The following is a 24,733-nucleotide window of genomic DNA, read 5'->3' on the forward strand; positions in this document are numbered from 1 at the left end:
GATGCCGATTTCAATCGGGAGATCGATCGGCGTCTGTGCGGTTATTCGAACCGGTCGCCGATCAGCCTGATCCAGGATTCGGCGGCCAGGCCCGTGATGAAGGCATCGCCGGCATCGATAGTGGCCTGAATCTCCGCATTTTTGGTGTGGATGACGGTCGAGGCATTGCAGAGGAAGAATGCCTTTTGCCGCATGAGCGGCCCCACCATGCGCGGCATGACGCGCCCGCGAATGGCGACCGCACCGGTTTGCTGCGCGTGATCGAGCAGGCTGGCAATGACGGTCGCCTCGGCTTTCGGAGCGGCGAGCAGTTGCAAGGTCCAGGCGATACCGCCCGGGCGTGCGAAACAGATGTGGCAGCCGAGCAGCTTGCCGCCTGGCGATTCAACGGCATGGCTGTGCATCGCGCCATGGCGCCGCTTGCACGCCGCGTGATCGAGCATCCAGTGCAGCGCCTCTTCGTCCCAATCGGGGTGAAGCGCATGCAGCTTTGACAGTTCGAGCAGGCAGGCAATCAGTTCCGGACCTTCAAGCGGCTTCAAGCGATACCGCTTCGGTTTTTCGTCCGTTGCCAGCGCACCACGATAGAGGGGTCTGGCGACGGTATCCGTCAGGGATGCGATCGGTCGCAACAGCCGCGCCGCAGCGAAACGCTCCGCAAGCGCGGCGGTGGCGAAGCCGGCGGGACGAAAGACCCGCACCCATTGCAGGCTGTATTGCGGCAGAGCAGGATCGCCGAGCTGTTCCCACATGCCCATGGAAACGTCGTTGGCGGTCTCGCTGATGGAAAGGTCCTGCGGTCCGGAGCGGACAGACCGCAGCAGACGTGCGCCGGCAAGCGGATTTTCAGCCGGATTGCCGACCATGAGTGAGCCGGCGACCGCAGCGCGAACGGACTTTCCATTGAGCATCATGGGTGCCGGGAGCACCCCGATAAAACCGTCGACAGCCCCCTTTGCGTCGATGCAGACCCGGGAAGGCAACTCCGCATCGAAGCGGGGATGATCGAGGAAAACCTCTTCAAGATAGGTTCCCAGGGAGGTGGGCGCAGGCTTATTCGAACGCAACAGGACCTTCTGGTAAAGCGCTGCAACGGAGGGAATGTCAGACCGCTCCAACGGCCGGATATCGGCCGCCGATGCCAACGGCGCGTTCCCTTGTTTTTCGACGTGCAGCAATTGTCTGTCCTGAATGACCGGTCGCGGCCCGGCTTTGTCCGCCCGCCAGGATCGTCTCAGTCTCCGATTAAATAGTGGTTAAGTCGGTGCGGCGCACCAACGCCTGCCCTGGGCCGGTCAGGCTCTGGCCCGGTCCGTTCCGGCGGGCTGCCCAGCCACGAAAAGGCCCTTCACATCCTCGGTTATTGCCAGGAGCACCGGCACCAGCAGCAACATCAAAGCCGTCGCGAACAATTCGCCATAGGCCAGCGACACAGCTGCCGGGATCAGATATTGCGCCTGTTCGGACGTTTCGGTCAGCAGAGGCATCAGGCCGATCACCGTGGTGGCCGTCGTCAGGAAAATCGCCTGGAAGCGGCCGGTCCCGGCGTCATGGATCGCATCCGCCACGGAAAGCCCGGCCTCACGTCCCTGATTGTAGCGGGTGATCATGACGAGGCTGTCATTGACCACGACACCGGTCAGCGCCAGCATGCCGAAAAACGACAGCAGCGACAGCGGAATATCCATGATCAGATGGCCCATGGCCGCGCCGACGAAGCCGAACGGGACGATGGCCAGGATGACAAAGGGCTGCCAGTAGGATTTGAGCGGCACGGCCATCAGCACATAGATCAGCACGGCCGCCAGCAGCAATGCGCGCAGCATGCCGCCGCGGATCTCGCCCATTTCCTCCAGTTCGCCGGCCTTTTCGATCTGCACGCTGGGATAGCGCGCGGCAAGTTCCGGAACAAGCTGCTCGAACACGGCCTGAGCGACCTCCTCCGGCGCGACCATCGAGCGGTCGATCGATGCCGCGATGGTGTTGACGCGCTTGCCGTTTCGCCGGTGGATGGTTCCATCCACGTAACCGCTGTTGACCTCCGCAACGGAAGGCAACGGGATCCACCGCCCGTTCTTGCTGCGAACCCGTGTCTGCAGTAGATCGTCCACCGTGTCGCGCGCGCTGCTTTCATTCTGCACCATGACCCGCAATTCGGTTCCGTTGCGGTTGACCTTTTGCACCTCCGCCCCGCCGAAGGAATAGCCGATCTGGGAGGCCAGGGTCTCGGCGTCGAAGCCCAGATTGCGCGCTTCGGGCCTCACCTTGATTTCCAGTTGCGGCTGACCGGATTCCATGCTGTCGCGGATATTGTCGACGCCCTCGATCCAACCGAGATAGGACTGCACGTCAGCGCTGGCGCGGCGCAACAGTTCCACGTCCTTCGAGAACAGGCGAATCCTGAAGCCGCCCGCCAGTTCTTCCGATCCGGTGAATTGCAGCTCTGTCGCACCCTCGACCGGACCGGTTCGGGCGCGCCATTCGTTCAAAATGTCCAGAACGCCCAGTTCCGGCCGCTCCGCCACCGGCGTGAGTTCGGCATAGAGTTCCGCCGAACCGGCGTCCGAGATCGTCAGGAAGGTGGTGCGGATCGGGGCATTCCGGAGACCGTACCGTACTTGCAGCTCCTCGTTCAGGTCGGCACCGATCGCATCGATGCGTTCGATGTTCGACCGCGTCAGGCGGAACGGCGCGCGCGCATCCATCTTCAGGCTCACCGTAATGATCTGTCCCGGCACATCGGGAAAGAACACGGTCTTGACCTTGCCGAGCCCGATGAGGCCAAGCCCCAACGTTCCGGCTGCAAAGAAAAGGATCAGGGTAGCATAGCGGTGCCGGATCGCGCTCTTCAGCAGCGGTGCGTAGATCCGGTCGCGGAACCAGATCAGGCCGCCCCTGGCAAGTGCCTGGACACGTCCCCAGAGCCGCGCAATGAAGAAGTGCCGCTTCCGGTTCAAATCCATCTGGGCCAAATGTGCCGGCAGGATGAATTTGCTTTCAATCAGCGAGAAGATCAATGCGAAGATGACCATGCCGGAAAAGCCCGCCAGCACCTTGCCCAGCGGATTGTCCAGAAGCAGCATCGGGAAAAAGGCGGCAATCGTCGTCAGGACACCGAACACGGTTGCCACGGCGACCTTGGCAACGCCGTCTTCCGTGCCTCGGATCGGGTCGGGATTTCGCTGCCGCTCCTCGTAGACACTCTCGCCCACGACCACGGCATCGTCGACCAGGATGCCAAGAGCCAGGATCAGGCCGAATGTTGTGACGTCGTTGAGCGAATAATCGACCCATTTGGACCCGGCGACCGCAAGGGCGCCCATGACCGAAACGGGAATGCCCATCGCCACCCAGAAGGCCAGACCCAGATTGAGGAACAGCGACAGGATCAGGACAACCAGAAGCAATCCCTGAATGCCATTGTTGCGCAAAAGCTTGAGACGATCGGAGATGTAGTCCGAAGAATCGCCCCAAACCGATATCGCAACATTAGGCGGCAGTTGCGGCGCGAACGCCTCGACCACCTCGTGGACCACTTCCGAAATGCGAAGCAGGTTCTCCTTGCGCCCGACAAGGATTTCCATGCCAGCCGTCGGGGCGCCGTTGAAGCGGAAAAGATACTCGCCCTCCTTGATCGTATCGCGGATGGTGCTGATGTCTCCCAGCAGCACAGAAGTGCCATTGGCGCGCTCAATGACCGGGATGCGGGCATATTCGGTCGAGAACCGGGCGCGGTCATCGGCGCGCAGGAAAATGTTGCCGCCCAGCGTGCGCAGCGTTCCGGCCTGGAAATCGAGCGAACTGGCGCGTATCAGGCCGACCACATCGGCGACCGTCAGGTTGAAGCGCTGGAGCGTGCGCGGCTCGACCTCTATGCGCATCTCGCGATCGTGCAGACCCCAGACATTGAGGCGCGAAAGTTCGGGTTCGGCGAGCAACTCCTCCCGAAAGCGTTCGGCCAGCGTCTGCAGCGTCAACGGGTCGGTCTGGCCGTGAATGTTGATGTAAAGGGCCGGGAAGTCATAGCCGCTTGAATCGATGACCGGCCGCTTGACCGACGCCGGCAGGTCAGAGACCGCGTCAATTCTGAGACGCACCTTGTCGAGCAGCTTCTGCAGATCCTGTCCGCCGGCGCGGCGCACCGTCACCGTTGAAAGACCGTTGTCGGACCGGGAGGTAATGCTGCGAACGCCTTCCAGGCCTTCAAGCGCCTTTTCGATCTTGCGCGTTACCAGTTCGTCGACCTGCGCAGCCGGCGCGTCGCGGTAGTCGGTGGATATGAAAATGCTGTCCGGGGGAACGCGGGGGAAACCTTCGATGCGGATCGACAGCGCCGTCATCGTCCCGATGAAGAGTATGAACAGCATCAGAAGATTGGCTGCGACGGGATTGCGGATGAACCATCCGGTCAGGGCGTGCATGGATCAGTTCCCCGTCTCGACGGCGCGGACCTTCTGGCCCGGCAGGAACGATACGAGCGGGGTCGTGGCAACCCGCCAATTATCCGCGTCCGTGTCCGTTTCAACGATGATCCGGTTGCCGCGGCGGAACAGAACCCGCGGCTTCATGCGCTGCAGCCGGTCGCTCTCGTCGAGGAACCAGACATCGCCCTCCTTTGTGAGCGCAGACGCGGCGATGTTCAGGACAGAGGGCAAGGTCACGCCCGGCAGAACCACCTGGACGAAGTCGCCGGACAGCACGGTCCCCTCTTCCGGCTCGTCGATTTCCAGGAAAACCTTGTATTGCCGCGTTGTCTCGTCCAGGAAACCGCCCGCCTTGCGTACGGTCGCCTGCGCAATGGTCCTGCCGTTCTGGTCGCGGACGTCCGCCGGCATGCCGGCGAGCGGCTGGCGAAGCAGCGCCCAGTCGCGCGCGCTGACCTCCACGGTCAGCTCGAAGGTGCGGTCGTCGACCAGCTTGACCAGCGGATCGCCGATATTGACCGTCTGTCCGGGGCTGACGAAACGCTCCGTCACGAAACCCGAGAACGGCGCATCGACCGTTGCATCGTCAAGCTGCTGGCTCGCGGCGGCAAGCCGTGCCTCGGCGGAACTCACGGCGCTTTTGGCGATCTCGAGCTGTGGCAACCGCAGCGCCAGGTCGTTGGGCGGCGTGACCTTGTTCCGTTCATGCTCCTTTACGGCGAGCGTGTTGGCGTTCTGCGCCCGGCGAAGCTCGAGCTGCGATTGCTTGAGCGCGAGCTCGGCGGCGCTGAGCTCGGCGACGTAGCGGCTGTCTTCGATGGTTACAAGCGTGGTGCCGCTCTCGACGCGCTCGCCGACAAGGGCACTTTGCGTGACATCGCGCACGCGCCCGGAGACCGCGGCACGCAACTGCGCCGACCAGCGCGGTCTCACCTCGGCAAAGGCGGTTATCTCAGCCGTTTCCTCGCTCATGGGCCGGATTTCGACGGAGACCTGCTGCAATGGCGGCGCCGTCGTCACCTGCTCAACGTCCACGGTGTCTTCGGCCGACATGAGAAACACAACAACGGTGCTGAAAACGACGATGGACACAAGGATCCAGACCCAGCGCTGCAAGGTCGAAGGCCTTCGTTCGTTTCCGTCCGATCCGGTATCGGGTCTGGTCCCTCCGGATTCCGTCATGACCGCCATCCCGGCAGGTATTTGTTCGACAGATTGCCGTCGGCATTGTTATGGAGCATCTTGAATTCTCTCCGGAGGCGACAAAATAGTAACAATGACATACTATGAACGAACGATCGTTCACTCTAGTTAATAGGCTGCGGGAGAGGTTTCAAGCCATGAATGCGCCCGAGGACAAAACGGCAGCGCTGCAAAAGCGGAAAATGCGCATCGTGGATGCGGCCCTTACCTGTTTTCTGGAGAACGGCTACCATCAGACCGGCGTACGCGATATCGCAAGAAAAGCCGGTATCAGCTTGGGAAACCTGTATAATCACTTCCCGGGCAAGGAAGCCGTCCTGGCGGAAATCGCGGCGCTGGACCGTCAGGAAACGCAGCCCTTTCTGGATCTGCTTGCCGATCATTCGCAACCGGAAAAAACGCTCAAGCGGTTTGTCTCCGCCTATGCGGACTATTCGGCGCAGCCCGAGAACGTTGTGCTCACCACCGAACTTGTCGGCGAATCCGTGCACAATCCGGAAATCGCCGCGCTGTTCAGTGAAAACTGGACATCGCTCGTCGATGCGCTGAAGAACCTGTTGAAAGCGGGCATGGCCGACGGATGTTTCCGGGCGTTCTCCGACCCCGACGAGACCGCCGAAATGATCATGGATCTGCTTGAGAGCCTGGGATTGCGGCTTCTGCTCGCCGATGGCGAGAAGAAAAAAAGCGCCGCCATAGACGCGTTGCAGGATTTTATCGGCCACGCCACCCGCAAATAGGTTTGTCAGCGGTCGACATTCGGCCTTCGACCGCCCCAAAACAACCTCCGCAAATGCCGGCAAAACAGCCTAGTCGCAGCGCCAGCGCTGTCGTTTTAGTTCATTTGGCTCATGGACTGTACAAGGCCATTTGAAGTTTCCTTTCCCGAAAAGATGAGGGAGAAGAAACATGTTCAAAATCAACAGAAGGCGCCTTTTGAAGTCGTCGGTCGCAGCCATCGCAGCCGCCACCGTCGCCACCCCGCTGCTTGCCGCCGATCCGATCGTTCTCGGCGTTCCGACCGCGCAGTCCGGCCCGGTCGGCGTTGCCGATCAGCAGGACTGGCTGAACGGCATCACGCTCGCGGTCGATGAAATCAATGCCGCCGGCGGCGTCAATGGCCGGATGATCGAAACCAAGGTGGTCGATATCGACATATTGACTCCGGAGGGCACGGTCGCAGCCTTCCAGAACCTCGCTGAATCGGGCGTGCACGCCATCGCCTCGTCCTTCGTGCTCATTCCGCAGCCGGCCATGGATGCCGCCGCGGCATCGGGCGTTCCCTATCTGCACGGCAACACACAGACCGCTTCCCTGGATCTCTTCAAGTCGGACCCGCAGAAATACCGCAATATCTTCCAGATCGACGTGGCGGAGACCTGGTACGGTTCCGGTTTCATCAAGTTTCTTTCGAACCTGAAGGCTTCCGGCCAGTGGACGCCGAAGAACAACAAGGTCCATATCGTTCAGGAGCAGATCGCCTACACGCAGGTGATCTCCAAGGCGACACAGGACGCCATCGCCGCCTCGGGCGGCGAATGGGAACTGGGCGCAGTCACCGATATCCAGTTCCCCGTGCAGGACTGGTCGCCGGTGATGCGGGCGCTCAAGGAAACGGACGCCGGCATCATCATGATCGACCACTGGGTGGCCGCCGAACTTGCAGCCTTTGCGCAGACATTCGCCGTCGATCCGGTCGAAGGATCGCTCGTCTACCTGCAATACGGGCCTTCACAGCCGGAATTCCTCGATCTCGCGGGCGAAGCGGCCAACGGATTCATCTGGGGATCGGTCATCGGCACCTATGCGGATGAACAGGGCATGGCCTTCCGCAAGAAGTACCAGGAACGTTTCCCGGGAACGATGGGCATGGTCTATACCGGCTCGGGCTATGACACGGCCAAACTCCTGGCGCAGGTCTGGGAAAACACCGATCCATCGGATTTCGATGCGGTCGGGGACGCCGTGCGCGGCATCACCTATCGTGGCACGGCGGGCACCTACACGTTCGACAATGACAGCCAGTCCGGCACCAGCTATCCGAACCAGACGGATGATCCCGAGGCCGGCCAGGCGCATCTGATCTTCCAGGTGCAGGACGGCGAGCACCGCATCATCTCGCCACCGCCCTTCAACGAAGTGGATTTCGAGCCCGCCTTCTGGATGTAGTTCCGGTGAACAGGGCCGAAAATACGAGTATCTTCGGCTGCCGGGGGATCGACATATCCTTCGGCGGCCGGCCGATCCTCAAACAGGTCGGTCTGCACGTGGACAACCACGAGGTGCTCGGCCTGGTCGGTCCGAACGGGGCCGGCAAGACCTCGCTCTTCGAGGTCCTGTGCGGCCGTTACACGCCAAGTGCCGGCCAGGTGTGGCTCGGCGGCGATGATGTCACGCAGCTTTCCGTGCACGACCGCGCCCGCAAGGGCCTTGCCCGCACCTATCAGAGCCCGGTCGTGCCCTCGGCGATGAGCGTTGCCGAGGTGTTCCGCGCCGCCCGGTTTGCTCACAGGCCGTATCTGACTCGGTTCGATGCCGAATGGGGCTGCCATCTCGCCCATTTCCAGGTGCGCTGGGACACACCGGCCGGCGCGCTCGACACATTCGACCGGCGCAAGCTGCTGCTGGCGTGCCTGCTTATGCGCAAGCCGGCCGTGCTGCTCCTGGACGAGCCGGCATCCGGGCTGATCAATTCGGAGATCGATGAGCTCGATCTCGTCATTCGCCGACTGGTCGATGAATACGCCATCGGCGCAATCCTGATCGAGCACCGGCTCGAACTGCTTTCGGCGATCGCCGACCGCACCGTCGTGCTCGATCTCGGCGAAGTGATCGCCACCGGAACACCGCGCGAGGTGTTCGAGAATCCGCGCGTCCTGGCCGCCTATTTCGAGGAACCGGCCCATGCCTGAGGTGCTGTCGATCACAGGCCTGACGGCGGGCTATGGGCCGCTGCGCGTTCTTCACGAGATCGATTTCAATGTCGAGGAAGGCGAACGCGTCGGGCTGGTCGGCCTCAACGGCCACGGCAAGACCACGCTGTTTCGCGCCGTTTCGCACCTGGTCGGCTGGCAGAGCGGCTCGATCAAGCTGAATGGCGAGGAAATCGGCGGAACACGCTCGCTGGGACCGGGCCGCAGAACCTCAGGAATCGTGCGCAAGGGCCTTGCAATGACGCCGCAAGGCGATGCGATCTTCCCCGGCCTGACCGTGCGCCAGCATCTCGACTGCGGCGCCTACTCCAGACTTGCCTGGCGCGAGCGCCGCCGGCGGCGCGACACGGTGATGGACATCTTTCCGCCGCTGCGAAAGCTGGAGGACGCGCTGGTCGGCAAGCTCTCCGGCGGCGAACGGCGCATGGTTTCGGTCGGCCGCGCGCTGATGGTCGAGGCTTCGCTCTACCTCGTCGACGAGCCGTCTTTGGGACTGGCGCCGAAAATCTCCGCATCGGTCATCGAGGCGCTCTTCTCACTGCCGACGGAAGGCCGGGCGATGGTGATCGCCGAGCAGAATGTGGCGCTTCTGACCGGCCGGGTCGACCGCATGATCGGCATGCATGCCGGGCGCTTGCGCGGCGATGTCGGCCATGTGGGACTGGAATAGAGGCCGGCATGGATATCCTGGGAACCATCATCCACGGCCTCAACCTTGCCGCCATCTATGGGCTGATGGCGATCGGCATTTCGATCCTGTGGTCGTCCGTCGGCATGATCAACATGGCGCATGGCGCGACATTCGCGGTTTCGGGCTACGCGGCCTGGATCGTCGCGGGGGCGGCAAAGCCGCTGATCGCGGCGGCGTTCGGAAAGACGCTGATGGCGAAGCTCGCCATGGCGGGCGTGACGGTCGGCGCGGGAACGCTGGCCGGCGCACTCTTCGGCGCGATCATATATCTGCTTGCCTTCCTGCCAATCCATGACAAGCCGAATTTCGCGGTCCGCTCGCTGATCGTCACGCTGGCGATCAACCTGGCGACCGTGCAGATCCTGCTGTGGTTCTTCGGACCGCGCCAGCGGGGTCTGCCGAAGCTGTTCGGCTTCGGAAAATTCGAAATCCTCGGCGTGCCGATCCGCTACGATCAGGCCGGCGCGATCCTGTCGACGGCCATCATTCTCGGGCTTGTGCTCTTCTGGCTGCGCGTCTCGCGCAAGGGCCTTGAAATCCGGGCAATGATGCAGAACCCGGAAGGCGCGGTCCTTTCCGGCATATCGGTGCGCTGGACGGCGCTTCCCGTCACCATGCTGACCGGCGCGCTTGCCGGCCTTGCCGCAATCTTGTTGTCGCAAACGATCTTCGTCAGCCCGACGGCGGGTGCCCTGCCGCTGATCAAGGGCCTTACCATCGCGCTGCTCGGCGGCCTCGGGTCCGTTCCCGGCGCTGTCGCCGGCGCGGTGGTGATCGGCTTCCTCGAGGCAACCGTCGGCGCCCTGCCCTTCCTCGGGCAGCGCTATGTGCTGTTTGCCCAGTTCCTGTTCATCATCACGGTGCTGATCATCCGCCCGCGCGGTCTCGGCGGCCTGCTGGACGAAACGCGGGAGTAGCGGCATGGCACAGGACAAGAAATACTATCCCATCGGCCAGCGCCCCCATGAGCTGCTGTTCTATCCGCCGGGCGACGAACCGTTGCGGCGTCGACGCCTGCCCGGCACCCGCCGGCACCTGTTCAAATGGCGCAGCAGAGCCAACCCGAAGACGCTGCAGCAGGAGCGGCGGCTGGCGGACAAGCGTCCGCTGTGGTGGGCAATCGGCCTCGGCGCGCTTGTGATCGCGACACCTTTCCTGTCCAACTCGATGATCACCATCGCCGCGATCTTCTGCATGTTCGCCGCGATCAACGTGCTGTGGACGCTGGTGATCGGCACGGCCGGCATCTTCTCGCTGGCGACGCTCGCCATTGTCGGCATCGGCGGCTATGCCGCCGCTGCTTTGAATGTGTGGCTGGGCCTGCCCTGGCCGCTCATGTTCGTTGCAGGCGGCCTTGCCGGATTGCTCATCGGCGGTTTTCTCGCCCTGCCCTCGACGCGTCTCGACGGGCTCTATTATGCGTTGCTGACCATGGGCTTTGCGGAAATCTGCAGGGTGTTCGTCGTGCAGCTCAAGGCGCTGGGGCCGACAAACGGCTCGATCAACAATGTCGGCAGCTTCATTCCGAAGGACTGGTTCCTGCAGCGTCCGGGCCTGCTGCTCGGTTTCGGCGGCGCGTTTCTGCTACTGCTTCTGTCGCTGCTGATCTTCCGCATCGTCAATTCCGAGCGGCTGGGCATGCTGCTGCAGACGGCGCGCGAGGAGGAAGCCTATGCGGAAGCCGTCGGCATCGATTACCGCCGCGCGCGGATGTATGTCTTCTTGATCACATCGGGCAGCCTCGGGGTCATCGGCGCTTTCTACGCAATGTTCTACATGTCGATCTCGCCTTCGATCTTCTCGCTCGATCAACTGCTGCTGCTCTTCGCCATGATCGTCATCGGCGGGCTGGGACGATCCGAGGGCGCCGTGATCGGCACCGCCGTCGTCGTCCTGATCGACAAGGGCATGCTGGAACTCGGGCCGCTGCGCATCCTGCTCATCGCCGCGATCATGCTCGTCGTGACGCTGTTTGCCAATAACGGGCTCGTTGGCATCCGCGAGCAGTTCCGCAACTACCGCAACCGCAAGAAATCAGAGGCGCGCGCGCGCCGCACCGAAAAGGGAGGTGAGGTCATGCCGGAAGAAGCCATCGAATTCACCGACAAGCAGGAGATCTACTACCGCCGCTTCCAGAAGCGCCTGCGGGACCATCTGAAGACGCTCATCACCGACGAACTGATCGAGGAGCACCGCAAGAGCCCGCTCGGCAAGCATTCCGATGCGCTGAACCGGGTGCTCAACTATTTCCGCCGTGGCGAGATGGCGGACAAATACGCCATCATGCGCCAGCCGGACGGCTTCCACCGCTACAAGATTGTGGCGTTCTCGGGCGAACGCGGCGCGCCGCCGCGGCTTGTCGACGACCGGATTTATGAAGATATCAACGAGGCTTATCACGCGGTCTTCCTGCTGCGTGTGAATGACCTGCTGGAAAGCTGACGCAATGACCAATACCCGCATATTCGGCTATGCCGACCCGCTGAACGCGAAGGCCGGCGACAGCGTCGATTTCATGATCTCGGTCGAAGGCCGGCATGAGGTGGAAGCCAAGCTTGTCCGGCTGATCCATGGCGACGAGAACCCGGACGGTCCCGGCTTCATCGAGGAGGAAATCGATGTCGACCTTCCGAGCTGGCTGGATGTGAAGCGGCAATATACGCAGGTCGGCTCATTTGCCCGTTGCAATGATCCGGACGGAAAGTTGGACGGGCTTCAGAGCTTCACCCTCTTTGCCCATATCTACCCCACACTGCCCAAGGCGGAGCGGCAGATGGTGATGGGCCGCTGGGCCATCGAGGGAAACCGCGGCTACGGGCTGGGCATCGATCCCGACGGCCATGTCTCGCTGTGGCTCGGCGATGGCGACAGCGTCGATCAGATCACCACCGAGATTCCGCTGGTTCCGCGCGCCTGGTATTTCGTTGCCGCGAGCTTTGACGGGCAAAGCGGCGAAGCGCAGTTGCACGTGATCAACTGCGTCAATGCCTGGAACTCACGCATATCCACCGTTGTTCCCTTCGAGGACGATAGCTGGATCCAGGAGGAATTGCGCGTCAAACCTGTGGCGACCGAAGAAGATGCCATATTTCAACTGGCCGCCGCGACGGCCTGGAACCGGCAGCGCGGTCTCTACGCCTCGTTCCTCTTCAACGGCAAGATCGATCGCTCGGGCGTCTATGACCGGGTGCTTTCACGCGACGAGGTCACCGCATTGTCCGGCGGTGCGGCACCGGCGACGAACGGTCTTGTCGCCTATTGGGATCCGACCGTGGGCATTACCGAAACGGGTGTCGATGACAGGATCGCCGATACCGAACCGCACGGTCTCGACCTTGCCGGTGTCAACCGCCCGGTGCGGCTGATGACCGGCTTCAACTGGGCGGGCGCAGACAGCTTCCGCCTTGCGCCGGAAACCTATGGCGGCGTGCATTTCCATGACGATGCGCTGACCGACAGCGGCTGGGAGGTATCTCACAGTCTCAAGCTTCCCGAGAGCCTTCGCAGCGGCGTCTATGCCTTGCGCCTGCGCGCCGGCGGCATGGAAGATCATGTCCCGTTCTTCGTCCGGCCGAAAAAGCCGGCTGCCAAGATCGCCGTGCTGATGCCGACCTTCACCTATCTCGCCTATGCCAATGAGCACCTGGCCTATGAAGCGCCCATCGCCCAGGCGATTGTCGCGCACACGCCGGTGATCGTTGCCGAGGATCTCGAATACAAGAAGCTCGAAGAATTCGGGCTCTCGACCTACGACCATCACAGCGACGGCGCGGGCTGCTGCCATAGCTCGTGGCGGCGGCCGATCATCTCGCTGCGGCCGCGCTACCGGATGCCGGCAATGAATTTCCCCTGGGCGCTGCCGGCGGATCTGTCGCTGCTGTGGTGGCTCGAACATGCAGGCTACGACTACGAAATCCTGACTGATCACGACCTGCACGCCGAGGGCGCGGAGGCGCTGAAACCCTACAAGGTCGTGCTCAACGGAACGCATCCGGAATATTATTCAGAAGAGATGATGGATGGCACCGAGGATTATCTGCGCGAAGGCGGCCGGGTCATGTATCTCGGCGGCAATGGCTATTACTGGGTGACGGGCCTGCGCGCGGGCGAGCCGCACTGTATCGAGGTGCGCAAGCTCGATACCGGCTCGCGCGCCTGGCAGGCCGAACCCGGCGAAGGGCATCTGGCCTGCACCGGCGAGCGGTCAGGCTTGTGGCGCTCGCGCGGGCGCGCGCCGCAGAAGATCGTCGGCCTGGGTTTCACCACCGAGGGCATGGACGAAAGCCAGCCCTATGAGCGCATGCCCGATTCCTTCCACAAGCGCGTGTCGTGGATCATGCAGGGCATTGGCGACGAGGAGCCGATCGGCGATTTCGGCCTGGCGGCGGGCGGCTGCGCCGGCGTCGAGCTCGACCGCTACGAGCTGGGGCTTGGAACCCCGCCGCACGCCATGCTGCTTGCGTCGAGCTGGGGCCATTCCGACAACTATCCGCTGGTCTCCGAGGAGATCACCTATGCGTTTCCGGGGCGCGGCGGCACGCAGGACGCGCAGGTGCGCGGCGACATGATCTACTTCACCACGCCGAATGACGGCGCCGTCTTCGCCGCCGGCTCCATCGCCTGGTCACAGGCCCTGCCCTGCAATGGCGGCGAGAACAATGTCGGGCAGATCATGCGCAATGTGCTCGACGCCTTCACCAAAGATGGGAAATTGCCGGGATCGCAGTATACTGGCGATGAAAAGCTGTGGCGTTAGCAATTCGGTTCTAACGCCGGCACACCTAGTGTCCTGAATCTGAAGTTCGCCACATTAAGCAGCACCCTCTGAACGAACTTCAGATTCAATCAGGACACTAGCAACATTATGATTCTAGTGTGGTTTACGGATTTGAAGTTCCTTGTTGAGAGCGCTGCAGACAATGAGAGGAACTTCAAATCCACCACACTGGGGAGGAGTGCATGAAGAACAGCCTCAATGAATTTTCGAACTTCGTGTCCGAAATGCACGAGCGCGTGCGCACCGACGATGCCGAGGGCCTTGCCCGCTGGGCGGTCGGGGAACTGTCCGAGACACTCGGTTTCGACGCCGCCTGGTATGGATGGGCCGATATCCGGCCGGAGGGCGTGAATATCCACGCCAATGCCTCGCTCAACCTGCCGGACAATTATTACGACACCTGGCTGACCATGTCGGAAGACGATTTGCTGGCGGCAAAGTTCCTCGAAGTTCCGGACGGCGTCGCCACCTATAACCGGACCGACAGGCTGCAGACCGACGGCATGGTCTATCTCGCCGACAAATACGGGCTGAAAAAGCTCGCCACCGCCATGCATACGCGCCCCGGGCGCATTGCCTCATTCTATCTGTCGAGCTACCGGGTCGGACGCCACTCCCGGGAATGGTCCGACGCCGAGCAGGAGTTCCTGCAATGCGCGGTCGACCAGCTCTCGGCCGCAATGAAGCTCTCGACGTCCGAGCCCGGACGGGCACAGGAACCGGGCGCCGTTTCCATATTCGTCAATGAGAACGGCATCGGCATCCTCGGTCTTTCGAACCTGCGCGAACAGCTCGGCGAGATCTGGCCCGAATGGGATGGCGACCATCTGCCGGACCGGCTGCAAAGCCTGATCGGCGTTCCGGGCGAGCACATCCTCACCGATCGCGGCCTCGTCGTTCAGTGCGAGAATGCGCCCGGCCTCGAAGGCATGGGCCTGAAGAAGCTGACATTGCGCCGGCTGACCCCGTTCGATCTGCTCACCCATCGGGAGCGCGAGGTGGCCCGCACCCTGGCCGCCGGCAAGAGCCACAAGGAGGCCGCACGCATCCTCGGCGTCGCGCCGGCGACGATCCGCAACCAGACGCAGGCGATCTACGCCAAGCTCGGCATCGGCAACCGCGCCAGCCTGTCGAACATGGTTCCGGAAGTGCAGGACCTCTGAGCGCGATTGATCTCAGTGGCCGAAATAGGCCTTGTTCAATTCCTCGTCCGAACCGAGTTCCTCGGCGGTGCCGCTCATCTTCAACTCGCCGGTCTCCAGAATGTGCAGATGGCTGGCGAGGCTCATGGCGAAGTTGGCGTTCTGTTCGGTGATGACGATGGTCAACCCGGTCTCGCCATTGAGGCGTCTGAGGGACTCGGCAATATCCAGGCAGACCTTGGGCGCGAGGCCGATGGTCGGCTCGTCGACCAGCAGGAGGCTCGGGCCGGTCATCAACGCACGGCCGAGCGAGACCATCTGCCGCTCGCCGCCGCTTTGCGTATAGGTCTCCTGGCTGCGCCGCTCGGCGAGACGCGGGAACAGGTCGAAGACAAGCTGCAGGTTCCGGTCCGCCTCCTCGCGCGCCGTGAACGCGCCGACAAGCAGATTGTCGAGCACGGACATATAGGGAAAGAGATTGAAACGCTCCGGCGCGTAACCGACGCCCTGTTCGACGATGGCGCGGCTCGAAAGCCCCGCCAGCGAATCGCCGCCAAGGCGGATGTCGCCCTTGATCGTCGTCAGGCCCATGATGGAATCGAGCAGGGTCGATTTTCCGGCGCCATTGGCGCCGACAACGGCAACGATCTCGCCTTTTTCCACGGCGATGTCGACATTGTGCAGCGCGCGGGCCTTGCCGTAATAGGCCGACAGGCCCTCGATCTCCAGGAACGCCATCTATTCGCCCCCCAGATAGGATGCGCGCACATCCGGATCGGCCATGACCTTTGCGAACGAGCCTTCCGCGACGATTGAGCCGTGATTCATGGCGATCGCACGGTCGATCAGCGGCTCCAGCGAGCGCAGGTCGTGGCTGACGATGATGAGCGTCATGCCCTCGGCGCGCTTCTTGTTGATGAGCTCGGCAATCTGGGCGATCTCGCCGGCCGTCAGCCCTGCAAAAACCTCGTCCAGCAGCATGATCGACGGATCGGTGGCCAGGGTGCGGGCGAGTTCCAGCTTGCGCAGATCGCCCATCGACAGCTCCGCCGGGTGGCGGTGCAGATCGTCCTCGCTGAAACCGACGCTCAGGGCCAGTTCGATCTCCCTGTAGCGGTCGGGATTGCGCGTCAGCATCTGCCACAAATTGTTGGGCATCAGGCCAAGACGGATGTTTTCGAGCACGTCCATCTCGGAAAACGGGCGCGGTATCTGGTATGTGCGGCACACGCCGCGGCCGATGCGGGCATAGGTCGGCAGGGACGAGATGTCCTCGCCGTTGCACAGGATTTCGCCGCTGGTCTGGCGGTGCTCTCCCATGATCAGGCTGAAGATCGTCGTCTTGCCGGCCCCGTTCGGGCCGATCAGTCCCAGCGACTCGCCGTCATTGACTTCAAAGGACATGTGATTGGTTGCGGTCAGCCCGCCGAACCGTTTGACGACATCCTTCAGTTCCAGGGGATAGCTCATGGGCCGGCCCCTGCCCGCGCCGCCCGCAGCCGGCTCCAGCCCTGTTTCGCGACCTCGTAGATGCCCTTCGGCTGGTACATGTAGAGGATCAGCGCGATGCCGCCATAGATGAAATAGCGCTCGGCGCCGGGCAGAACCGGGCGCAGATATTCAAGCAGGAAGGTCAGGAAGAATGCGCCGATCATCGGACCGATGATCGTGGACGCGCCGCCGATCAGCGCGGCGACGATGATGGTGAAGAGAAAATTGATGTCGAACAGCGCACGCGGCGCGATGGAGCCCAGATAATGGACATAGAACGCACCGCCGAGGCCGGCGATGAAAGCTGCGATCATGAATGCGGCGAGCTTCAGCTTGGTCGTGTCGAGCCCGCTGCCGCGCACCGATTCCTCATTCATGCCGATGGCGCTCAGCGCGGTGCCGAGGCGGGTCTTCATGACCAGCCACATGGCCAGCGCGATGATGATCATCAGGCTGAAGGAAAGGTAATAATTGTTCACCGCGCCGCGCGTGATCGTCTCGATGCCCGACATGCCGCGCGTGCCGCCGGTCAGGTCGGGACGGATCACCTGGACGAGCTGGTACATGAGCTCCATGAAGGCGAGCGTCACGAGGGCGAAATAGCTGCCCCTGATGCGCAGCGCCGGCAGGAAAAAGAGCGTTCCGCCGATCATGGTGGCGATGACCGCGAGCGGTATCGACGCCGCGATCGGGAAGCCGAAACGGTAGGACAGGATTGCCGAGGTATAGGCGCCGATGCCGACCAGAAAGGGATGGCCGAAGCTGATATAGCCGGTCCTGCCGGAAAGCACGTCCCAGCTTATGGCGAAGATCGCCAGGAAGTTGGCGAAGATGATGGTGCGGAGCGTTCCCTTGGATACCAATTCAGGCAGCGCCAGCATGAAGACGATGAACGCGAGCCAGAGCGCGATGTGCTGCCAGCGGATGCCCATGTCACAACTCCTCCCGGCCGAACAGACCGCGCGGGCGCAGGACAAGAACGCCGATGATGAGCAGCATGGTGAAGACGCCGCGCAGTTCGGCGGCAATCAGGGTCGTGGAGATGATCTCCATGAAGCCGATGATGTGGGCGACGATCAGCGAGCCGATGATGGAGCCGATGCCGCCGACAATGACAACGGCGACGGCAATGATGAGCGGCGCCACCCACATGGACGGGTTGAGCTGCGTGTAACTCGCAAAGAAGACGCCGGCGACCGCGCCGAGCGCGCCGGAAATGCCCCATGTGATGAGGTTGATGCGGTCCGGGTCGACGCCGGAAATGGCCGCGCCCTTGACGTCCATCGAAACCGCCTGCATGGCGCGCCCGATATGGGTGTTGCGCACGAAGAGATAGAGCCCGATGATGATCGCCCAGCTTGCAAGCGCCGCCGTCAGGATGTTGAAGGTCACCGTGGCGCCGCCGATGCGCCAGACGCCCGGCACGATCGGGTGCAGGATCTTGGAGCTGTCATTGAAGATGAGCACGATGCCGGCCTGGATGACGACCGCCAGGATGAGCGTCGAAATCTCCACCGCCACATGATCGCCCTTCAGCGTCTTGACGATCAGCCGGTATTTCAGGATGCCGATCACGCTGCCGAAGACGGCCGCCAGAAGGATGCCGGCGATCTGCGGCATGCCGAGCACCTGGGTGAAGTGATAGTAGACATAGCCGCCGATCATCAGATAGGCGCCGTAGGCCAGGTTGAGAACGCGTCCGATGCTGAAAATCAGGGTAAAACCGACAGCAATCAGCGCGTAGAGCCCGCTTAAGAGCAGCCCCTGGATAATGATCTGGCTCATGGTCAGATATCGCGGTTCCGGAATGTCCGGCGGCGCTCCTTATGAAGCGCCGCCTTCTCGATCAGCTTAATTCTTGACCCAGGACGGGACCTGAAATTCGCCGGTTGCGTATTTTTCCGGATAGACGACCGCTGCCGTGCCGTCCTCGTACCACTGGATGACGACCATCGAGGGCGATCCGTCATCATAGGGATCGGTGATGTCGAAACGGGCATTGTGCGGGTAGGTACGGCCGGTGCGCGGCTCGACCTCGTCGCGTCCCCAGAAGCCGTAGCGCAGCCACATCTGGCCGTCCTTCTCCAGGATCAGATCCTGCTTCTGCATCGCATCGACCCAGCTCGAATTGTTGAAGCCGCCCGCCTCTTCGGCGGCCGCGAAGGCCTGTTTGACGCCATGATAGGCATTGAAGCCGTTGAAATGCGGGAATTTCGGCCGGCTGTCACCATATTTGGCGACATATTTATCGACGAATTCCTGCGACTTCGGATCGAGCGCGAAACCAACGGACGGGACCGGGCTCAGCGTCGAGATGCCGCCGCCGGCACCGCCGGTGTCTTCCCAATATTCCTGGCCGAGGGCCGCGACATTGACGCCGGTCATGCCCATCGGCACCTGCAGTTTCACATATTGCGAAGAGACGACCTGCGAGTTGACCGACGAGATCAGGTAGATGAAGTCGGCGCCTGAATCGACGGCCCTGTTAAACAACGGCGCGAAGTCGACCGTGGCGATGTCGTAGACGATGGTGTCGACCACTTCGATGCCGGCATTGGGCGCCAGCGCTTCGGAAACGAGACCGTTGATGGCGTTTCCGAAGGCGGTGTCCTCCTGCAGGATGACGACCGATTTCCAGCCCATCTTGTCAGCCAGAACGTCCTTGCCGAAGTCGATATAGAGCGTCGCCAGCGCCTCGTCGGAGGCGATGTTCATGAAGTAGGGCTTGTAGCTGTCATAGTCCTCGACCAGCTTGTCGATGATGCCGATATAGGACGTCCAGGTGTCGAGCGTCGGGATCTGGTACTCGACCATGCGCGGCAGCCAGCCGAGCGACACGTCGTCGATGGATCCGGAAACGATGAAATCGACCTCTTCGCTCTCGGCCAGATATTCATAGGCCTTGATGCCTTCGGTGACGTCCTCGCCCGTATCGGCCTTGATCAGCTTGATCTGCTGGCCGCCGAGAACGCCGCCGGCGGCGTTGAGTTCCTCAATGGCGAGTTCGGCGCCGCGCAAGGTGCTCAGCCCCGTATCCGATGAAAGCGATCCAATGAAACCGATTTTGACTTCGGCCTGCGCGGCCTGAACAGCAAACAGCAGCGCGCCCGCAGCCGCGGCGCTTCTTAGTATCCCAGACATGTTCTTCCTCCAGAAGGTTGGCCCAATATTGTTATTATTGTATCCTGTATACAGTACACAGAATTCGAAGACGATCAACCTTTTTGACCGCTTCTAAATCGCCTATTCGCCGAAAACCGCTCCCAGTTCGTCGCTGATCAGCGCATCCGCCTCGATCTCGATCATCATGCCGGGCATGGTCAGGCCCGCCTCGACGCCGCTGGTCACCGGATCGATGCCGCGAAAGACCTCGCCATGGGCGCGCACGAATGCGCCTCCGCCCGCCGCCATGTCGGTCAGAAAGGCCCGCGTGCGCACCACGTGGCGCATCTCGGCTCCCGCCTCGGCCAGCGCCTCCTCGATGCGTTTGAAAATGAAGATCGATTGCGCGTAGGTATCGCCCGGCGCATGCAGCCTGCCATTCGGCTCAACCGCCGTCGTGCCGGCCACATAGACGAACGGGCCGACGCGCTTGACCCGCGCATAGGCGCCGATCTCCTCGAAGCGCCCACCCGTCTTGACGGTCTCGATGATCATGGCTGCTACGCCTCGAGCCGTTCGCGGATGGCTTCGGCGGCGGCCTGCAGCGCGTCCAGCTCGGATCGCGACAACGGCAGTTCCTTGACCGAGATCAGGCCGTTACTTCCAAGATGGCACGGCACGCCAAGCACGACGCCGGAAATTCCGAATTCCCCGTCCAGCATGACAGATGCAGGAACCGGTCCGGTGCGTGCGCCGCGTATGTGATCGATGAGCTCGATGGATGCATGGGCCGGCGCGATCGTCGCCGAGCCGGTCTTGCGCAGGGCGACGACCTGCCCTCCCCCCGTGACCGCATCCTTGACGCAGGCGTCGATCTGTTTCCCGTCCAGAAAGACATCGAGCGGACGGCCCTTGATGCGTGCGCGCGAGACGATGGGCGCCATCTCATCGCCATGGGAGCCAAGGGTGATCGCCTCGACATCGCCGGACGAGACACCCGCCGCCATGGCAAGCGCGTTGCGGAACCGGCTGCTGTCGAGGGTTCCGGCCATGCCGAGCACCTGCTCGCGCGGAAACTCCGTCGCCCGAAGCATCTCCACCGTCATCTCGTCGAGCGGATTGGTCACGACAATGACGACGGCACCGGGCGCTTTGGTGCGAATGGCTTCGGCGGTCGTGTGGATGACGCGGCGGTTCACGTCGATCAGGTCGGCACGGGTCATGCCGGGCGTGCGCGGTCTTCCGGCAGTCACGACGACGACATCGGCATCGGCAACGGCGGAAAGGTCCTCTCCCCCCGAAGCGCGGCTGCGGCTGCGCGAAACGCCGCTTGCATGGTTGAGATCGAGCGCCACCGAAGCGGCGAGCCCTGGAACGACATCGATCAGGGCGATCTCATCGGCGGACCCGGCGTTTGCAGCCAGATGCCCGATATTGGCGCCGACGCCACCGGCACCGATGAGCGCCAGCTTGCGGATCGGCGATGCTGTGCCGTTCTTTGGCCTCTGCGGTGCGATCCAGCGCGGCGAGCGGCGATAAAGCGTGCGCCGCAGCGACGTCGCGCCGTCGGTTTTATGGACCTGTGGACGCTCCAGCGGCCCCGGAACCAGCTTGATGCCGAGCCTTGCCGCGGTCTCTTGTGCCTGGGCCGTGACGATATCGGTGGGCATGATCTCCATAACGACGCGCCCCTTGGCGCGCGTCTCGGCGACATGCTCTGATCCGATGACGCGTCGGCCCGAATTCATCATCAGCCGTCCTGCCCGTCGACGCTGTCAATAGCGACCGTTGCGGCCTCTATGGCGGTCTTCACCGAATCCTCGCTGCCGGAAATGAACAGCCGCCCGAAACGGCCGACCGCCCGCACTTCGACGATGTCGACATCGGCGGATTTTTCCGCCTCGTTGGCGGCGATGGAAATATAGGCCGCAGGCGCGCATTCGATGATGCCGAGCGTCTGGCCCGGAACAAGCAGCGCGCCCTTGCGCCATTTGTTGAGAAGCTGCGCCTGGTAGGGCTCGACCGAGGTGATGATCTGCGTCGAGGCGACGGATGGCTTGACCCGGTCGCTCATGGACGCGCCGAGTTCGGACAGGATCGCGTCGCGCGCGGCGCTCACCTCGGCATTGGAGGGCGAGCGCAGGATGAAGAAACCGAATTCGCGCTCGACAAGCTGGGTCGTCGCCTCCACGGCGCTGGCTTTCAGCGCCCGGTCGATCAGCGTGAAAACGCCGTTGCCGGGGGCGAACTCACCGATCAGGACCGTATCGCCGGAGAGCGGCACGGAGCCCTGCACGGTCGCGCCGTTATAAGCGGCGAATTTCGGCTGCAGATTATCGATCTGCATCAGCGCCCGTATGGTGATCTCGTTACCCAAACTCATTCTCCGTATTCATCGTAGATGTCGCGCCACGGACGGCTCTCATAGGCGACGCGCTTGATATTGATGAGGTGCAGCGCCGTGACATTGTCCGAGGTGATCGAGCCGGACCAGGTGCCGGTGCCCAGCATGAAGCTCGGCTCCAGGTCGGTTGAATAACCCATGCCGCCCATGATCGCCGGCGTGTTGACCAGAACGCGCCCGGTCGGAATGGCGCTGTAGCGGGCGACGACCTGCGGATCGTCCGAATGGATGACCGAGGAGTGGCCCCAGCCCTCGAAGCGGGCAATTCCGTTCGACAGTTCGATCGCGTGATCGACGTCGCGGGCCTCGTAGAAGGCAAGCACGGGGTTGAGCTTTTCCGCCGAAAGCGGGCGCTGCCAGCCGATCTCTGTCTCTTCGGAAACGAGACAGCGGGTGTTCGGCGGGATTGAGAAGCCGGCCTTGTCGGCGAGGCTGTGCGGCGACTGGCCGACATTTTGCGGGTCCATTGCCTGCTTGCCGGAGAAGATGACGCCGGCGAGCCGGTCCGCTTCCGCCGGGGTGCAGAAATAGGCGCCCTTGAGCTTCATCTCGTGGCGCAGTTCCCGCGCGATCCTGCGGCTGGCGATGACGGCCTGTTCGGAGACACAGGCGGTGCCGTAATCGAAACATTTGGAGGTGACGATCTGTTCGGCGACCTCGCCGAGCTGGTCGGCCTTCGAGTCGTCGACAAAACAGGGAACATTGCCGGCGCCGACGGCCAGCGTCGGCTTGCCGGACGAATAGGCGGCACGCACCATGCCCGGCCCGCCGGTTGCCATGACGACGGACGTCCTGCGATGGCGCATCAGTTCCGCGGTGCCCTGGATCGTCACCTGATCCAGACACTGGATCAGCCCCTTCGGCGCGCCCATCTGCTCGGCCGTTTCGGCCATGATGCGCACGGTCTCAAGACCGCACTGAACGCCGCGCGGATGCGGTGCGCAGACAATCGCATTGCCGGCTTTGACCGCCGACAGCACCTTGTAGATGATGGTCGAGGTCGGGTTGGTGACCGGGATCAGCGCCGCGACCACGCCCATCGGCTCACCGATCGCCGCGATCTTGGCGGCATCGTCGCGCCAAAGCACGCCAAGCGTGGTGATGTCGCGCAGATAGTCGGCAACCGACAGGGAATTGAAGAGGTTCTTGACCCGCTTGTCGGGCACGTTTCCATAACCGGTTTCCTCGACGGCCAGTTCACCGAGACGCTTGGCCTCCGGCTCAATGGCGCGGGCCATGGCGTCCACCATGGCGTCGATGGCGGCCGGGTCCGTGCCGAGGAAGCCGCGATAGGCCTCGAAGGCGGATTCGGCGCAGCGCCGCGCGGCGGCAATGGATTTCAGATCAGCGTCCATCAGCGCGCTCCACCGGCAATGTCGTCAAGAAGGCGGCGGGCATCCTCGATGGCGCCGGAATCGATGCCGATCGTCTCCAGCCGTCTGCCCGCCGGGCCCAGATCAGCGCCCAGCACGGTGCCGGCAAGCGTTACCATCGATTCCGTGGCCGGAACCGGGACACCGGCAATTGCGGCCGCCGAAACCAGCGGAACCAGCGAGCCGATGGTCGCACAGCGCACGATCTTCTGCGCCTCACCGAAGGCGGGCACCGGACGGCTGCCCTCGCCTTTCAGGACACCGGCATGGCGTTCCTGCCAATCGGCAAGCGCGGGAAGATCGCGGACGCCGAACCGGCGTGCGACCTCACGCCGCTCATCCGCCATGGCACCCATGATCGCCTCATGCTGCGGACCGATGAGTGCGCGGAAGGTGTCGTTCTCAGGCAGCGCCACGGCCTCGTCGGGTATCGCCGGCAGACCGTTCACGGTTGCAGGGCCGCCGAGCAGAAGCGCCGGCACCTCAACCAGCCCCGAGCCGTCGTCGAAACTGCTGCGCACCGTGTTGATGGCCGGTTCGATATTCGGAAGAAACGGCCGCAGCCCCTCAAGCACCGTCTCCCGCCCCGCCGGAAGCGTCGCGGCCTTGACCGTCGCGGCGGCGGACAGGTGAAACTGGTTGCCGGCCACCCGGAACCAGTACGGCAGGCCCTGCACTTCCACGATGGTATAGTCGGCGGTCGCGCCGCCAACACGCAGCAGCCAGGCCGCTTCGGCGGCGCCAAAGGAACGGCCCGGCGCCAGAACCAGGATCTGGCCGTCCCGCACATGATCGGCGAGCACCATGGCGTAGGTGCGCTGTTTGTGCACGGGTCCGGTCAGGAAGATCACCTCGGCGCCGGCGACCGCGCGGTCAAGCTCCGCTGTCGTCGCGATCGAGGGCGTATCCGCCTGGTCGACCTGATAATTGCCGACCGGTCCGGCGCCGCGCAGCGAAATGCCGTGGCCCGTGCGCAGCGCATCGAGTTCGGCGCCATACGCGGAGAACATCGTCACCGCGGCACCCTCGGCAAGGCAGAGTGCGCAGAGCATTTGCGCATCGGCACCGCCGCCGAGCACGGTGACGCGCTCGAAACGCGGCGCCGCGGCATGGCTGGCGCGCGGCCGGGCGGCGACCGCCTCGGCAAATTCCTGGAACCCGCTGTCCATAATGAGATGTCTTTCCCTTTGGTC

Annotated in this window: 21 protein-coding genes; 8 read left to right on the forward strand and 13 right to left on the reverse strand. The window is 62.8% G+C overall.

Annotation, left to right across the window (positions count from 1 at the left end):
* Positions 1-41 precede the first annotated feature (41 nt).
* The 3 genes from OOZ53_RS06125 to OOZ53_RS06135 all read right to left on the reverse strand — a co-directional run bounded on the left by OOZ53_RS06125 (position 42) and on the right by OOZ53_RS06135 (position 5,606).
* Positions 42-1,145: a hypothetical protein gene (locus OOZ53_RS06125; RefSeq protein WP_271088467.1), complete on the reverse strand. Its 1,104-nt coding sequence runs from the start codon at positions 1,143-1,145 to the stop codon at positions 42-44.
* Positions 1,146-1,295: 150 nt separating this feature from the next.
* Positions 1,296-4,421, reverse strand: coding sequence for an efflux RND transporter permease subunit (locus tag OOZ53_RS06130; protein ID WP_271088468.1), 3,126 nt, complete (start codon positions 4,419-4,421; stop codon positions 1,296-1,298).
* 3 nt (positions 4,422-4,424) lie between these two features.
* Complete coding sequence (locus OOZ53_RS06135; protein WP_271088469.1) at positions 4,425-5,606, reverse strand: efflux RND transporter periplasmic adaptor subunit; 1,182 nt, start codon at positions 5,604-5,606, stop codon at positions 4,425-4,427.
* Between the two features lie 158 nt (positions 5,607-5,764).
* On the opposite strand from OOZ53_RS06135, the gene OOZ53_RS06140 reads away from it, so the two are divergent.
* From OOZ53_RS06140 to OOZ53_RS06175, 8 genes are all read left to right on the forward strand, one after another.
* Positions 5,765-6,367, forward strand: a complete 603-nt coding sequence (locus OOZ53_RS06140; RefSeq protein ID WP_271088470.1) for a TetR/AcrR family transcriptional regulator — start codon at positions 5,765-5,767, stop codon at positions 6,365-6,367.
* Positions 6,368-6,536: 169 nt separating this feature from the next.
* Positions 6,537-7,796 carry an ABC transporter substrate-binding protein gene (locus OOZ53_RS06145; RefSeq protein WP_271088471.1) on the forward strand — a complete coding sequence of 420 codons (1,260 nt, stop codon included), beginning with the start codon at positions 6,537-6,539 and terminating at the stop codon, positions 7,794-7,796.
* 5 nt (positions 7,797-7,801) lie between these two features.
* On the forward strand, positions 7,802-8,539 hold the full coding sequence (locus OOZ53_RS06150; protein WP_271088472.1) for an ABC transporter ATP-binding protein: 738 nt from the start codon (positions 7,802-7,804) through the stop codon (positions 8,537-8,539).
* Complete coding sequence (locus OOZ53_RS06155) at positions 8,532-9,230, forward strand: ABC transporter ATP-binding protein (protein WP_271088473.1); 699 nt, start codon at positions 8,532-8,534, stop codon at positions 9,228-9,230. Before OOZ53_RS06150 ends, OOZ53_RS06155 begins: the two co-directional genes overlap by 8 nt.
* Positions 9,231-9,238: 8 nt before the next feature.
* Complete coding sequence (locus OOZ53_RS06160) at positions 9,239-10,168, forward strand: branched-chain amino acid ABC transporter permease (RefSeq protein WP_271088474.1); 930 nt, start codon at positions 9,239-9,241, stop codon at positions 10,166-10,168.
* A 4-nt stretch (positions 10,169-10,172) separates the two neighbouring features.
* Positions 10,173-11,693 (forward strand): branched-chain amino acid ABC transporter permease, encoded by a 1,521-nt coding sequence (locus tag OOZ53_RS06165; protein WP_271088475.1) that lies wholly within the window; start codon positions 10,173-10,175, stop codon positions 11,691-11,693.
* 4 nt (positions 11,694-11,697) lie between these two features.
* Positions 11,698-14,007, forward strand: coding sequence for a N,N-dimethylformamidase beta subunit family domain-containing protein (locus tag OOZ53_RS06170; RefSeq protein ID WP_271088476.1), 2,310 nt, complete (start codon positions 11,698-11,700; stop codon positions 14,005-14,007).
* 203 nt (positions 14,008-14,210) lie between these two features.
* Positions 14,211-15,191 carry a response regulator transcription factor gene (locus tag OOZ53_RS06175; RefSeq protein ID WP_271088477.1) on the forward strand — a complete coding sequence of 327 codons (981 nt, stop codon included), beginning with the start codon at positions 14,211-14,213 and terminating at the stop codon, positions 15,189-15,191.
* A 12-nt stretch (positions 15,192-15,203) separates the two neighbouring features.
* Here the strand turns inward: OOZ53_RS06175 and OOZ53_RS06180 are convergent, their stop codons facing one another.
* The 10 genes from OOZ53_RS06180 to OOZ53_RS06225 form a co-directional block, all read right to left on the reverse strand.
* Entirely contained in the window at positions 15,204-15,908 is a 705-nt protein-coding gene (locus OOZ53_RS06180) for an ABC transporter ATP-binding protein (protein WP_271088478.1), read from the reverse strand.
* Positions 15,909-16,640, reverse strand: coding sequence for an ABC transporter ATP-binding protein (locus OOZ53_RS06185; RefSeq protein ID WP_271088479.1), 732 nt, complete (start codon positions 16,638-16,640; stop codon positions 15,909-15,911). It lies immediately after the preceding gene.
* Positions 16,637-17,593: a branched-chain amino acid ABC transporter permease gene (locus tag OOZ53_RS06190; RefSeq protein WP_271088480.1), complete on the reverse strand. Its 957-nt coding sequence runs from the start codon at positions 17,591-17,593 to the stop codon at positions 16,637-16,639. The genes OOZ53_RS06185 and OOZ53_RS06190 overlap by 4 nt, the downstream gene beginning before the upstream one ends.
* Position 17,594: 1 nt before the next feature.
* A complete protein-coding gene (locus OOZ53_RS06195; protein ID WP_271088481.1) occupies positions 17,595-18,446 on the reverse strand; it encodes a branched-chain amino acid ABC transporter permease in 852 nt (283 codons plus the stop codon).
* 66 nt (positions 18,447-18,512) lie between these two features.
* Positions 18,513-19,802, reverse strand: a complete 1,290-nt coding sequence (locus tag OOZ53_RS06200) for an ABC transporter substrate-binding protein (protein WP_271088482.1) — start codon at positions 19,800-19,802, stop codon at positions 18,513-18,515.
* A gap of 102 nt (positions 19,803-19,904) precedes the next feature.
* Complete coding sequence (locus OOZ53_RS06205) at positions 19,905-20,318, reverse strand: Rid family hydrolase (RefSeq protein WP_271088483.1); 414 nt, start codon at positions 20,316-20,318, stop codon at positions 19,905-19,907.
* A 5-nt stretch (positions 20,319-20,323) separates the two neighbouring features.
* Positions 20,324-21,514 carry a malate dehydrogenase gene (locus OOZ53_RS06210; RefSeq protein WP_271088484.1) on the reverse strand — a complete coding sequence of 397 codons (1,191 nt, stop codon included), beginning with the start codon at positions 21,512-21,514 and terminating at the stop codon, positions 20,324-20,326.
* On the reverse strand, positions 21,514-22,146 hold the full coding sequence (locus OOZ53_RS06215; RefSeq protein ID WP_271088485.1) for a BMC domain-containing protein: 633 nt from the start codon (positions 22,144-22,146) through the stop codon (positions 21,514-21,516). The genes OOZ53_RS06210 and OOZ53_RS06215 overlap by 1 nt, the downstream gene beginning before the upstream one ends.
* The gene (locus OOZ53_RS06220) at positions 22,143-23,522 is read right to left on the reverse strand and encodes an aldehyde dehydrogenase family protein (protein ID WP_271088486.1); all 1,380 of its coding nucleotides are present in this window, start codon (positions 23,520-23,522) and stop codon (positions 22,143-22,145) included. The genes OOZ53_RS06215 and OOZ53_RS06220 overlap by 4 nt, the downstream gene beginning before the upstream one ends.
* The gene (locus OOZ53_RS06225; protein WP_271088487.1) at positions 23,522-24,709 is read right to left on the reverse strand and encodes a hypothetical protein; all 1,188 of its coding nucleotides are present in this window, start codon (positions 24,707-24,709) and stop codon (positions 23,522-23,524) included. The genes OOZ53_RS06220 and OOZ53_RS06225 overlap by 1 nt, the downstream gene beginning before the upstream one ends.
* Positions 24,710-24,733 lie beyond the last annotated feature (24 nt).

This window comes from Allohoeflea poritis (genome assembly GCF_027889715.1).
Lineage (GTDB): Bacteria > Pseudomonadota > Alphaproteobacteria > Rhizobiales > Rhizobiaceae > Hoeflea_A > Hoeflea_A poritis.

What these genes read in the sequence shown, in the direction of transcription:
- OOZ53_RS06225 (WP_271088487.1), bottom strand. Translation starts at nt 24,709, where the DNA reads ATGGACAGCGGGTTCCAGGAATTTGCCGAGGCGGTCGCCGCCCGGCCG.
- OOZ53_RS06175 (WP_271088477.1), top strand. Translation starts at nt 14,211, where the DNA reads ATGAAGAACAGCCTCAATGAATTTTCGAACTTCGTGTCCGAAATGCAC.
- OOZ53_RS06160 (WP_271088474.1), top strand. Translation starts at nt 9,239, where the DNA reads ATGGATATCCTGGGAACCATCATCCACGGCCTCAACCTTGCCGCCATC.
- OOZ53_RS06170 (WP_271088476.1), top strand. Translation starts at nt 11,698, where the DNA reads ATGACCAATACCCGCATATTCGGCTATGCCGACCCGCTGAACGCGAAG.
- OOZ53_RS06195 (WP_271088481.1), bottom strand. Translation starts at nt 18,446, where the DNA reads ATGAGCCAGATCATTATCCAGGGGCTGCTCTTAAGCGGGCTCTACGCG.
- OOZ53_RS06215 (WP_271088485.1), bottom strand. Translation starts at nt 22,146, where the DNA reads ATGAGTTTGGGTAACGAGATCACCATACGGGCGCTGATGCAGATCGAT.
- OOZ53_RS06205 (WP_271088483.1), bottom strand. Translation starts at nt 20,318, where the DNA reads ATGATCATCGAGACCGTCAAGACGGGTGGGCGCTTCGAGGAGATCGGC.
- OOZ53_RS06155 (WP_271088473.1), top strand. Translation starts at nt 8,532, where the DNA reads ATGCCTGAGGTGCTGTCGATCACAGGCCTGACGGCGGGCTATGGGCCG.
- OOZ53_RS06190 (WP_271088480.1), bottom strand. Translation starts at nt 17,593, where the DNA reads ATGGGCATCCGCTGGCAGCACATCGCGCTCTGGCTCGCGTTCATCGTC.
- OOZ53_RS06200 (WP_271088482.1), bottom strand. Translation starts at nt 19,802, where the DNA reads ATGTCTGGGATACTAAGAAGCGCCGCGGCTGCGGGCGCGCTGCTGTTT.
- OOZ53_RS06220 (WP_271088486.1), bottom strand. Translation starts at nt 23,522, where the DNA reads ATGGACGCTGATCTGAAATCCATTGCCGCCGCGCGGCGCTGCGCCGAA.
- OOZ53_RS06145 (WP_271088471.1), top strand. Translation starts at nt 6,537, where the DNA reads ATGTTCAAAATCAACAGAAGGCGCCTTTTGAAGTCGTCGGTCGCAGCC.
- OOZ53_RS06180 (WP_271088478.1), bottom strand. Translation starts at nt 15,908, where the DNA reads ATGGCGTTCCTGGAGATCGAGGGCCTGTCGGCCTATTACGGCAAGGCC.
- OOZ53_RS06130 (WP_271088468.1), bottom strand. Translation starts at nt 4,421, where the DNA reads ATGCACGCCCTGACCGGATGGTTCATCCGCAATCCCGTCGCAGCCAAT.
- OOZ53_RS06140 (WP_271088470.1), top strand. Translation starts at nt 5,765, where the DNA reads ATGAATGCGCCCGAGGACAAAACGGCAGCGCTGCAAAAGCGGAAAATG.
- OOZ53_RS06165 (WP_271088475.1), top strand. Translation starts at nt 10,173, where the DNA reads ATGGCACAGGACAAGAAATACTATCCCATCGGCCAGCGCCCCCATGAG.
- OOZ53_RS06185 (WP_271088479.1), bottom strand. Translation starts at nt 16,640, where the DNA reads ATGAGCTATCCCCTGGAACTGAAGGATGTCGTCAAACGGTTCGGCGGG.
- OOZ53_RS06210 (WP_271088484.1), bottom strand. Translation starts at nt 21,514, where the DNA reads ATGATGAATTCGGGCCGACGCGTCATCGGATCAGAGCATGTCGCCGAG.
- OOZ53_RS06135 (WP_271088469.1), bottom strand. Translation starts at nt 5,606, where the DNA reads ATGACGGAATCCGGAGGGACCAGACCCGATACCGGATCGGACGGAAAC.